Annotated in this window: 8 protein-coding genes; 3 read left to right on the top strand and 5 right to left on the bottom strand. The window is 70.2% G+C overall.

Annotation, left to right across the window (positions count from 1 at the left end):
• Window positions 1-430: 430 nt before the first annotated feature.
• The 5 genes from EDD27_RS56210 to EDD27_RS02260 form a co-directional block, all read right to left on the bottom strand.
• Window positions 431-973, bottom strand: a complete 543-nt coding sequence (locus EDD27_RS56210) for a ComEA family DNA-binding protein (RefSeq protein ID WP_241563820.1) — start codon at window positions 971-973, stop codon at window positions 431-433.
• Window positions 974-2,003: 1,030 nt separating this feature from the next.
• Window positions 2,004-2,909 (bottom strand): DegV family protein, encoded by a 906-nt coding sequence (locus tag EDD27_RS02275; protein ID WP_127940436.1) that lies wholly within the window; start codon window positions 2,907-2,909, stop codon window positions 2,004-2,006.
• Window positions 2,910-3,083: 174 nt separating this feature from the next.
• On the bottom strand, window positions 3,084-4,292 hold the full coding sequence (gene hutI, locus EDD27_RS02270) for an imidazolonepropionase (RefSeq protein ID WP_127930837.1): 1,209 nt from the start codon (window positions 4,290-4,292) through the stop codon (window positions 3,084-3,086).
• 519 nt (window positions 4,293-4,811) lie between these two features.
• On the bottom strand, window positions 4,812-6,215 hold the full coding sequence (hflX, locus tag EDD27_RS02265) for a GTPase HflX (RefSeq protein WP_241563819.1): 1,404 nt from the start codon (window positions 6,213-6,215) through the stop codon (window positions 4,812-4,814).
• Window positions 6,216-6,299: 84 nt separating this feature from the next.
• Window positions 6,300-6,992 carry a DUF4097 family beta strand repeat-containing protein gene (locus EDD27_RS02260; protein WP_127930835.1) on the bottom strand — a complete coding sequence of 231 codons (693 nt, stop codon included), beginning with the start codon at window positions 6,990-6,992 and terminating at the stop codon, window positions 6,300-6,302.
• A 167-nt stretch (window positions 6,993-7,159) separates the two neighbouring features.
• Between EDD27_RS02260 and aceB the strand changes: the two genes are divergently transcribed.
• The 3 genes from aceB to EDD27_RS02245 are packed head-to-tail and all read left to right on the top strand — an operon-like array spanning window position 7,160 to window position 11,376.
• Window positions 7,160-8,737, top strand: a complete 1,578-nt coding sequence (gene aceB, locus EDD27_RS02255) for a malate synthase A (RefSeq protein WP_127930834.1) — start codon at window positions 7,160-7,162, stop codon at window positions 8,735-8,737.
• A gap of 27 nt (window positions 8,738-8,764) precedes the next feature.
• A complete protein-coding gene (locus tag EDD27_RS02250) occupies window positions 8,765-10,201 on the top strand; it encodes an FAD-linked oxidase C-terminal domain-containing protein (protein WP_127940434.1) in 1,437 nt (478 codons plus the stop codon).
• Complete coding sequence (locus tag EDD27_RS02245; protein ID WP_164903436.1) at window positions 10,201-11,376, top strand: FAD-binding oxidoreductase; 1,176 nt, start codon at window positions 10,201-10,203, stop codon at window positions 11,374-11,376. The genes EDD27_RS02250 and EDD27_RS02245 overlap by 1 nt, the downstream gene beginning before the upstream one ends.

Here is an 11,376-nt window from a genome sequence, read left to right as displayed (position 1 = left end):
CAGGGTGACGTTGCGCCAGGCGGGCGGCGTGGCTGGTGATCGCGACCCGGTAGACGCACGGGTGATCAGTGTCCCCGTGGTCGCGCAAATGTGCCAAGCCCTGTTGGGCGTGATGGTGTGCCACCCCGCGGTAGACGCGCGAGTGCGCCAAGCCCTGCCAGACGCGCGGGTCCGCCGAGCCGGGGTGGAGGCGCGGGTGTGCCAAGCCACGGCGCAGGTGGCCAGAACTGCGGAGACAGCCACGATCATGCTGACGACCGCGGCGCAGCCGAGGAGGATCAGGGCGCTGGCCCAGGCGGCGAGGGCCGGGAGTGTCAGGGGCCAGGCGTGCTCGCGCTCCTCCAGGGCCGCATCCGGCTCGATGCCTGCCGGCCGAGGCCCTGCGTCGGTGCGTGTTGGGTCTGGGGCTCCAGGTCCGTGGTACGCCATGTCAGACCCGGACCTTCGGCTTTATCTCGTCGAACTTGCGTGGGCCGATGCCGCTCACCTCGCGCAACTGCTCCACGCTGGTGAATCCGCCGTGGCTGTCGCGGAACTCGGTGATGCGTGCGGCCAGGACCTCTCCCACGCCCGGAAGTTGTTCGAGTTGCTCTGTCGTGGCGGAGTTCAGATCAAGGATGGCGGCGGCCGGGTCTGCGGCGGAAGAGCCGGGACCGGCTGGGCCTCCGGAGGCGCCTACTACGATCTGTTCGCCGTCGATCAAGCGTCTGGCGAGGTTGAGCGAGCCTATGGAAGCGCCTCTGGCCACCCCTCCGGCCACCGTCACCGCGTCCGCGACGCGAGCGCCTGCGGGGAGAAGGTAGACGCCGGGTTTGCGGATCTTGCCGGCGATGTGGACGGTCACCTTCGACGTGGGGGACGGCGTCGAGGCCGCGCTTGGGGTGGGAGGCGGTAGTGGCTCGGGTTTGGGCTGGGAGCGCCAGACGAAGAAGACGGCGACGGCCACCGCGAGGGCGCCGATGGCGAGCAGCACGCGAAGACCCGGCTTGCCGGGATCGAGAGCAGGGGCTTGGGAGGCGAGCGCGGCACGGAACGCCTGGAAGGAGGGTGGTATGGGGATCGGTGCGCCAGTGCGGCCAGGTGATCCAGGGATTGTGCCATCGCTACGGGTGTGTGGTGCCGGGGCCAGGAGACTGTTGGATCGAGGTCGTGCAGAGTGGGGGCCGTCATCCTGCTGCCCCGGCACCGACACCGGACGGCCACCCGACCGAAGCGACACAGGGCCCGGCTCGTCCTCCCCCCACCCCGGCACCGACACAGGACGGCCACCCGACCGAAGCGACACAGGGCCCGGCTCGTCCTCCCCCCACCCCGGCACCGACACAGGACGGCCACCCGACCGAAGCGACACAGGGCCCGGCTCGTCCTCCCCCCACCCCGGCACCGACACAGGACGGCCACCCGACCGAAGCGATACGGGGCCCGGGTCGTGCTCCCGCCACCCCGGCGCCGACACCGGACGCCCGCCGGAGCCCAGCAGAACAGGGACAGGGTCACCCTCTGACCAACCGGGGGCTGAGGCTGAACGGCGGGACTGGAGGGGAATCGGGTCGGCGTTGCGATCGGGCTGGTGCGACGTGGTGGGGCTCGGGTCGTGGACCGGTGCCGACGTCTCCCCCCATGCCGACGTCAGAGGAGCCTCATCCCCGGCGTGCAGCGGGTAGCCGATCCTCTCCCAAGGTGCGGTGGCGGACTCCTCGATCCGGGATTCGGGCGCCTGAGACCCGGAGGAAGGGCCGTCGCCGCCCTTCCTTGGTGTGACGCGCTTGCCACCGCCGCCCGAGCGCCGAGGGAGGAGCCGGCGAGGGCGGCGGGCAGGGGTCATGATCGACCGTAGCCGGGATTCGGCTATGGCGCGCTCTGCGGTCGGGTCAGGCGTTCGCACGCCAGAGAACGTAGGGCTCCAGCGGCCGCTGTGAAGGCCCGAGCGGGGTTCTGGGGACAGTGGAGGTATAGGTGACGGGATTGTGGATGGAGGGCCGCAGAGGCGCTCTTGAGCGCCTCTATGCGCCCGCAGGCCACACGTCGCGGGGTGTGACGGTCAGCCCCAGCATTCCGGGGCCCACGTGGGCCCCGATCACCGGGCCGACCTCCACGACGCGCAGGTCCATCAGCCCAGGCACGCGTTTCGGCAGACGTTCCGCGAGTGCTTCGGCTCGCGCTCTCGCCGCCAGGTGCTGGACCGCCACCTCCACCGGGCCGGCCCCGGCAGCCTGCACCGCCAGGTCCTCCAGGCGGGCGATGGCGCGCGTCGCCGTGCGGACCTTCTCCAGCAGGGAGATCTGACCGTTCACGATGTGGAGGAGAGGTTTGATCATGAGGGCGGAGCCGAGCACGGACGCGGCGGCGCCGATGCGGCCGCTGCGCCGCAGGTATTCAAGTGTGTCGACGTAGAAGAACGTCTGGGTCGCCTCGGCGCAGCGGCGGGCCGCCGCGGCCACCGTCTCCAGCGACGCGCCTTCCGCTGCGGCGGCACGCGCCGCGGCCAGGACCGGGTAGCCGAGGCCCATCGCGATCGAACGGCTGTCGATCACTTCCACGGGTACGGGGGCGTCCCGCGCGGCTAACCTGGCCGACTCGATGGTGCCCGACATTTGGCCGGACAGGTGGATTGAGACCACGGCTGTGGCGCCTGCCGCCGCCAGAGAGGAGTAGCAGGTGGAGAAGCGGGCCGGCGAAGGGCGGGAGGTGACGGCGGAGGCCAGGTCATTCAGGGTGTCCGTGGCACGCCACGTCCCGGGAGTCGTGCCGCTCCGGCCCTCACGATCCGACGACGGGCGAGCGTCAGAAAAGCCCTCGTCATGAGACCCCGCGCCACGAGAGCGCTCGTGACGAGGACCCTCCTCAAGAGACCCCTCCTCAAGAGACCCCTCGTCACGAGGGCCCTCGTCATACGGAGTGCCCTTCATGATCACCTGCAACGGCACCACCATGACACCCGGCACCGCAGGCAGGTAAGCGGATGAATCCGTGACGACGGCAACCGTGGATGACATACGCCGACATTAGCCAGTCGGCCGCCCTGCCCTGAAGCGAGAAAGCGAAAGATCAGGCTCGCAGCCAGAGGGACCAAACGGCCCGTGCTACTGGACCGGCGTCCCGCCCCGCCACACCCGGCGCGGCTTGAGGCCGAAGGACCAGGCGAAGGCGCCCTCGTGGTCGGCGTCCCACTGCACGATGTCCGCCAGCCGACCCGGTGCCAGGACGCCGCGGTCGGGAGCGCCGAGCACGGTGGCGCCGCCGAGCGTGGCGGCGCGGAGCGCGTCGTTGACGCTCATCCCGAACGCCGACACCGCCATGGCGATCACCAGCGACATCGACGTGATGCCGCAGTAGCCGGGGTTGTGGTCGCTGCCGAGTGCGATCTGCACGCCGTGCTTGATCATCTGGCGGACCGGCGGCAGGTGGCCGCGCTGGAGGGCGGTGGCGGGGCAGACGACCGCGGGCACGCCGTAGCGCGACATGATGGCGATGTCCTCGTCGGACATGTGGTGCAGGCCGTCGGCGGAGGCGCAGCCGAGCTCGGCGGCCAGTTGCACGGCGCCGCGGCGGCTGAAGAGGCCGGCGTGGATGCGCGGCAGCAGGCCGACGTTGCGGCCGGAGGCGAGGACCCAGCGGGATTCCTCGGTGGTGAAGTGGCCCTCGTCGCAGTAGACGTCGACGCTGTCGGCGCCCGCCGCCGCGGCGTCGGCGCACCAGGCGCCCACGGCCTCGACGTATTCGCGCTGGCGGCCGAAGTATTCGGGCGGTACGACGTGCGCCGCGAGGAACGTGACGTGCACGCGCGGCATCATCGGCTCCTTCTCCAGCTCGCGCAGGAGCCGCACGTCGGCCAGCTCGCCGTCGCGCGTGAGGTGGTAGCCGGTCTTGGCCTCGACGGTGGTGGTGCCGCTGAGCAGCCAGCCGCGCAGCCGCTCGCGCACGCCGTTGCACAGCGTCCACGGGTCGGTGCCGCGGGTCACGGTGACGGTGGAGCCCACGCCGCCGCCGGCCGCGGTGATCGAGGCGGCGCTGGAGCCGCCGGTGCGGATGGCGAGCTCGGCGTAGCGGTTGCCGGCGTAGACGGGATGCGTGTGGGCGTCGATGAGGCCGGGCGTGACGAGCGCGCCGCCGAGGTTTTCGACGTGGTCGACGTCGACGATGTCGTCGACGACCCCGGGCACGCTCTGCGGCAGGTCGGGGGCTCGCCCGACCCACGCGATGCGGTCGTTGTGCACGAGAATGGCCGCGTTGCTGAGGACCTCGTTGCCGGTCCAGAGGCGGCCGATGTTGGTCAGGAGCCGAACGGTCACCGCATCACCGCCCTGCGCGAGCCCCCACGCGAGCGCGGAGCACAGCGCACGGCCTGTGCCGCGCCCACTGAGTCCGCTCCGGGTCCGGACGACATGGGGGGTCTCCTGCTCTCATCCGCGATGTGTTGTGCGGTGACCGTATCGCCAGAGTCATGATCCGGCGATTTCAGTTCAGTTACGTTATTTCACATGTTGGGCTGGTGTACAGGGTTATTCGGAAGAAAGACCACAGATCCCAACCGTCACTCAGCCCCGCCTTGTTGTGGCCCCCGCTGACGACTTCAGACACCATGAGCCATCATCCGAAACCCCAGAACCCGCGCCCATTAGCCAGACCTACGTAAGGTTTGGCCATCCTAGCAATACCCGGGGTTCGGGGACCACTGCCGTTTTTGGGCAGCTCTGCACGCTTTGCGGTCAGTGCTGCCCAACCGTGCCGTGATGTGCCGCCGATGGCATCAACCCCGCGCCGGGCGGCCCCACCGTACCGCAGCACGGCGAGCCCGCCCAGCGGAATCGTCAAAAGACGCGTTCGACCGGCTTGCCCACCCGCTCCAGCTCCTGGAACAGGCTGGGCAGCACGCGAGCGTGCAGGATCGTGCCGTCCTCCACGTGGCCCACGGAGAGCACCTCGCCCTCCTTGTGGGCCCGCGAGATCAGGTCGCCCCGCTCGTACGGCACCAGCAGGTGCACCTCGAGATCCAGCCTGGGCAGCTCCCGCTCGATGAGCGCAATCAGCTCGGGGATGCCCTTGCCCGTCCGCGCCGACACGACGATGCTGTGCCGCTCGCGGCGCTGCAGACGGTCGAGCACTTCAGGGTCGGCCGCGTCGGCCTTGTTGATCACGACGATCTCGGGGATGTCCTTGGCGCCGTCGATGTCGGCGAGCACCTCGCGCACCGCCGCCAGCTGCCCCTCGGGGTCGGCGTGCGAGCCGTCGACCACGTGCAGGATCAGGTCGGCGTCGGCGACCTCCTCCAGCGTGGAGCGGAACGCCTCGACCAGCTGGTGCGGCAGGTGACGCACGAAGCCGACGGTGTCGGCGATCGTGAACAGCCTGCCTTCCGGCGTGCGCGCCCGGCGCACGGTCGGGTCGAGGGTGGCGAACAGCGCGTCCTCCACCAGCACGCCCGCGCCGGTGACGCGGTTGAGCAGCGAGGACTTGCCGGCGTTGGTGTAGCCCGCGATGGCCACGGCCGGCACCTCGCGCCGCTGGCGCTGGTAGCGCATGGTGTCGCGGGCGGTGGACATGCCGCTGATCTGGCGCCGCAGCTTGGCCATGCGCTCGCGGATGCGGCGGCGGTCCAGCTCGATCTTGGTCTCACCGGGGCCGCGTCCGCCGATGCCGACGCCGCCGGCGGCACGGCCGCCGACCTGCCGGGACAGGTTGCCACCCCATCCGCGCAGGCGGGGCAGCAGGTATTGGAGCTGCGCGAGCTCGACCTGCGCCTTGCCCTCGCGGCTCTTGGCGTGCTGGGCGAAGATGTCGAGGATGAGCGCCGTACGGTCGATCACCTTGACCTTGACCGTCTCCTCGAGCTGGCGGAGCTGACCGGGGGTCAGCTCGCCGTCGCAGATCACGGTGTCGGCGCCGTGGGACTCCACCACGTCACGCAGCTCCAGCGCCTTGCCGGAGCCGATGTACGTGGCCGGGTCGGGCTTCTGCCGGCGCTGGATGAGTCCGTCGAGCACCTGCGACCCGGCCGTCTCGGCCAGGAGCTTGAGCTCGAGCAGGGAGTTTTCCGCGTCCTCCGCGGTGCCCGTGGTCCAGACGCCGACGAGGACGACCCGCTCGAGTCGTAGCTGCCGGTATTCGACTTCGGAAATGTCCTGGAGTTCGGTGGACAGACCTGCCACACGGCGGAGCGCCTGGCGCTCCTCGAGGTCGAAATCGCCGGTCTCGAGCGTGATGTTTTCGTGCATTCGTGTCATCTCTATGAGGGAAACGTCTGGACACCTCGATGTCTTCCCCGATGGTGGCAGAACATCCCGTGGGGAAGCACCTGGTTAACGAGGCAACACGCTGACGTTGCCGGAGCCCGCGGTCAAGGAGATCTTGTTCGGCGAGGAGCCGTCGTTCTTGACCGAGACGGTCTCATCGCCGGATCCGGTGTCGGTCCGCACGTCGTAGGCCCCGTCGGGAACGTTGAGCACGATGTCCCCCGACCCGGCCTTCAGCTGGGCACTGGCGGGCGCCGTCGTGTACTTGAGCTCGACGTTCCCCGACCCCGCCTCCGCGACCACCTTCTTGCCCGCCAGGTCGGTGGCGTCGACGTCGCCGGAGCCGACGTGCACGTCGATGTCCCCGGTCAGCGCCCTGAGCGTGATGTTGCCCGAGCCGCTGTCGAGGTCGACGGCCAGTCCCTTCGGGACCTCGATCTCGTAGTCGACGCTGCAGCTGCCCCAGTTCGACGGGCAGTCGTACGTGACGAGCAACACCCCGCCCTCGACCTTGTGCTCCGGCTTGGGCTTGTCGTCGCCGCGCCACCGGAGCTTCTCGACGACCCGGACGGCCGCGCCGTCGGTCTCCGTGACGACGGTGTCGCCGGCGCCGCTTTCCAGCTGCAGCTTGGTGACCTTGTCGGTCACCTCGTAGGACGTCGTGTCCTGGTTCGTGGGGCCGGCGATGTCGCCGAGCCCGCAACCCGTCAGCAGCACCGCCGAGGCCAGCAGCCCACCCGCGATCGCGATCGTCTTCATGCCTCCAATCCTTTCGCGATGAGGCTGCCGATCCCATCAGGAATGCCCCCGAGGAGCCCCCGAGGAATACCCCACCTTTGACCCGGGAAGCAGGAGGGGAGTAGCTTCACTTCCACAATCCAGAAGTGATTTTCCACGGAGCGGAAAACAGAGCGGAAAGAGGTCCCATGGAGATCACCGGCCCGATGCTCGACCGGTTCGACGAGATCCTCACGCCGGAGGCGCTCGATTTCGTGGCGGCTCTCCAGCGGGAGTTCGGCGCCCGGCGGCTGGAGCTGCTGGAGGCTCGCCAGACGCGGCAGGCGGAGCTGTCCAATGGCGGCATGCTGGACTTCCTCCCCGAGACCAAGGAGATCAGGGAGGCCGACTGGCAGGTCGCGCCACCGGCGCCCGGCCTGGAGGACCGCAGGGTCGAGATCACCGGGCCGGTCGACAAGAAGATGACCGTCAACGCGCTCAACTCCGGCGCCAAGGTGTGGCTGGCCGACTTCGAGGACGCCAACTCCCCGCTCTGGGAGAACTGCGTGGCCGGTCATCTCAACCTGCGTGACGCGCTCGACCGCACGATCGACTTCGAGACCGGCGGCAAGGCGTACGCGCTCAAGCCCGACGACGAGCTGGCCACGGTCGTGGTGCGGCCGCGCGGCTGGCACCTGGACGAGAAGCACGCCACCGTGGACGGGCGGCCGGTGTCGGGGTCGCTGTTCGACTTCGGGCTCTACTTCTTCCACTGTGCCCAGCGGCAGATCGACAAGGGCAAGGGCCCGTACTTCTACCTCCCCAAGATCGAGTCGCACCTGGAGGCGCGGCTCTGGAACGACGTCTTCACCCGCGCGCAGGAGCTGCTCGGCATCCCGTACGGCACCATCAGGGCCACCGTGCTCATCGAGACGTATCCGGCCGCGTTCGAGATGGAGGAGATCCTCTACGAGCTGCGCGACCACTCGGCCGGGCTCAACGCGGGCCGCTGGGACTACCTGTTCAGCGTGATCAAGAAGTTCCGCACCAGGGGCCGCGAGTTCCTGCTGCCGGAGCGGAACGCGGTCACGATGACGGCCCCGTTCATGCGCGCGTACACCGAGTTGCTCGTGCGGACCTGTCACAAGCGCGGCGCGCACGCCATCGGCGGGATGGCGGCGTTCATCCCCTCGCGCAAGGACCCCGAGGTCAACGCCGTGGCCCTGGATAAGGTGCGGGCGGACAAGACGCGCGAGTCGGGCGACGGGTTCGACGGGTCGTGGGTGGCCCACCCGGACCTGGTGCCGATCTGCCGCGAGGTGTTCGACGGGGTGCTGGGCTCCCGGCCCAACCAGCTCGACCGGCTGCGCGAGGACGTCAGCGTGACGGCGGCCGATCTGCTGGCCGTCTCGGAGACGCCCGGCGACATCACCGAGGCGGGGCTGCGTAACAACGTGGACGTGGCGCTGCGTTATCTGGCCGCCTGGATGGGCGGGCTCGGCGCGGTGGCGATCCACAACCTCATGGAGGACGCGGCCACGGCCGAGATCTCGCGCTCGCAGATCTGGCAGTGGATCCACAACGACATCACGCTCGCGGACACGGGCGCACAGGTGACCAAGGAGCTGGTCGAGCAGATCATCTCCGAGGAGCTCGCCGGGATCGCCACGGAGCCGGGCTACGACGAGAAGTTGTTCGAGCAGGCCACCGCGTTGTTCAAGGAAGTGGCGCTGGACGACGACTTTGCCGAGTTCCTGACTCTTCCCGCTTATGCCCGCATGCCGTGAATAATCGGAAACGGAGGTGATCGAGTGCTGGACACCCTGGTGGCGGCCCTGCGTTCCCTGCTGCCCTACGACTCGGTGATCACCGATCCGGTACGCCTGCGCACGTATGAGTGCGACGGCCTCACCTACCACCGGGCGACCCCGGCCGTGGTCGTGTTGCCGGACACGGCCGAGCAGGTCGCCCGGGTGGTACGCCTATGCAACGACTTCAGCGTGCCGTTCGTGGCCAGGGGGTCGGGCACGGGCCTGTCGGGCGGCGCGCTCCCGCGCGAGGACGGCGTGCTCATCGTCACCTCCAAGATGCGCGCGATCCTGGAGATCGACCTGGACAACCGCAGGGCGGTCGTGGAGCCGGGCGTCACGAACCTCGCCATCACCGAGGCCGTGCGCGACCGGGGCTACTACTACGCCCCCGACCCGTCCAGCCAGCAGGTCTGCTCGATCGGCGGCAACGTGGCGGAGAACTCCGGTGGCGCCCACTGCCTCAAGTACGGCTTCACCGTCAACCACGTCGAGGCCTGCGAGATCGTCACCCCGGACGGCGACCTGGTCACGCTCGACCGCATGGATCCCGGCTACGACCTGCTGGGCGCGTTCGTCGGCTCGGAGGGCACGCTCGGCATCGCCACCAAGATCACGGTACGGCTCAGCCGCGCGCCGCAGACCGTGACCACGGTGCTGGCCGCGTTCGAGAGCATCGAGCAGGGCGGCCAGGCGGTGTCGGCGATCATCGGGGCGGGCATCGTGCCGGCCGCGATCGAGATGATGGACGCCCTCGCCATCGAGGCGGCCGAGGCGGCGGTGGCCTGCCGCTACCCCGAGGGTGCGGGCGCCGTGCTGATCGTCGAGCTGGACGGCCCTGCGGCGGAGGTGGAGCGGCAGTTCGCGCAGCTCACGGAGATCTGCTCGGGGGCGTTCGAGCTGCGGGTGGCGGCCGACCCCGCCGAGCGGGCGGCGATCTGGAAGGGTCGCAAGTCCGCGTTCGCGGCGGTGGGCCGCATCAGTCCGGCGTACATCGTGCAGGACGGCGTCGTGCCGCGCACGTCCCTGCCGAGCGTGCTGGCCGCCATCGACCGGCTGTCGGCCGAGCACGGGATCAGGGTGGCCAACGTCTTCCACGCCGGGGACGGCAACCTGCATCCGCTGGTGCTCTTCGACGACGCGGAGCCGGGGGCGGGCGAGCGGGCCGAGGTGGTCTCCGGCGCGATCCTTGACCTGTGCATCGAGCACGGCGGCTCGATCACCGGCGAGCACGGCGTCGGCGTGGACAAGAGCCGTTACATGCCGAGGATGTTCAGCGAGGCCGACCTGGACACGATGCAGTTGGTCCGGTGCGCGTTCGACCCCCGGGGACTGTCCAATCCGGGCAAGGTGTTCCCCACGCCGCGGTTGTGCGGGGAGGCGCCGGGCGTTCGGAAGGGTGTGCATCCCCTGGTGGAGTCCGGGAAGGCGGAGCAGTTCTGATGTTGGGGGCGACGGTCAGGGAGGCGGGCGCTGACGACGCCGTCAGCGGGGTCAAGCCGCGCTGGGTGGCGCTGCCCGAGACGGTCGAGGAGGTCGCGGCCGTGCTGCGTGCCTGCGCCGAGCGGGACCTGGCGGTGGTCCCGGCCGGCGGCGGCACGAAGCTGCACTGGGCCCCGCCGCCGGAGCGGTGCGACGTGCTGCTCGACATGTGCTGCATGAACGAGATCCTCGAGCACGCTGCCGGCGACCTCGTGGTCCGGGCGCAGGCCGGGGTGACGATGGACGCCCTGGCCACCGCGCTCGCGGACAAGGGACAGGAGCTGGCGCTGGACGTGCCGTTCGCCGAGGGCACGACGGTCGGCGGCACGCTGGCCACCGCGACCGCGGGCCCGCGTGCGTTCCGCTACGGCACCGCCCGCGACCTGCTCATCGGCATCACGGTGGTGCTGCCCGACGGTACGATCGCGCGGTCGGGCGGCAAAGTGGTCAAGAACGTCGCGGGTTATGACCTCGGCAAGCTCTTCACCGGCTCGTACGGCACACTCGGCGTCATCGCGGAGGCCACGTTCCGCCTGCACCCGCTGCCTGCCGACCGCCGCTGGATCACGGCGGAGCTCGACCGCGACGAGCTGCCGCCGGTCGCCGCGGCGCTGGCCGCCTCGCAGGCCGAGCCGAGCGCCGCCGAGGTGGACTGGCCGGACCCTGCCGGGCCGCTGACTTTGGCCGTGCTGGTCGAGGGCACGGCCGCCGAGTCGCGGGCCGAGGCGCTGCGCGGGCTGGTCGGCAAGGGTGCCTTGACCGGCGAGCCGCCGCCGTGGTGGGGGCTGATCTCGAACGACGACGTGCTGGTCGAGGTGCGTTTCCCGGCCACGGGCACGCGGGCCGTGCTGGACGCGGTGGCCGGCACCGGGCTGTCGCTGCGAGGCTCTGCGCTGTCCGGGCGGGTGTTGCTGGAATCGTGGGGGGCGATCGGGGAGCCGGCGCTGGCCGCGGCCGTGTCCGCGGTGCGGGAGCGGGTCGAGGGGGCCGGGGGGCGGGTGAGCGTGCTCGCCGCCCCGTACGCGAGCATCGACCGGTGGGGGCAGGTCAGCGGGTTGCCCCTGATGCGGCGGGTCAAGGAGCAGTTCGATCCCGGGCGCAGGATGTCTCCCGGCCGGTTCGTGGGAGGGATCTGA

It is taken from the genome of Nonomuraea polychroma (assembly GCF_004011505.1).
GTDB lineage: Bacteria > Actinomycetota > Actinomycetes > Streptosporangiales > Streptosporangiaceae > Nonomuraea > Nonomuraea polychroma.
Note: the sequence above shows the minus strand (reverse complement) of the source record. Positions and strands in the feature narration are given on the sequence as shown.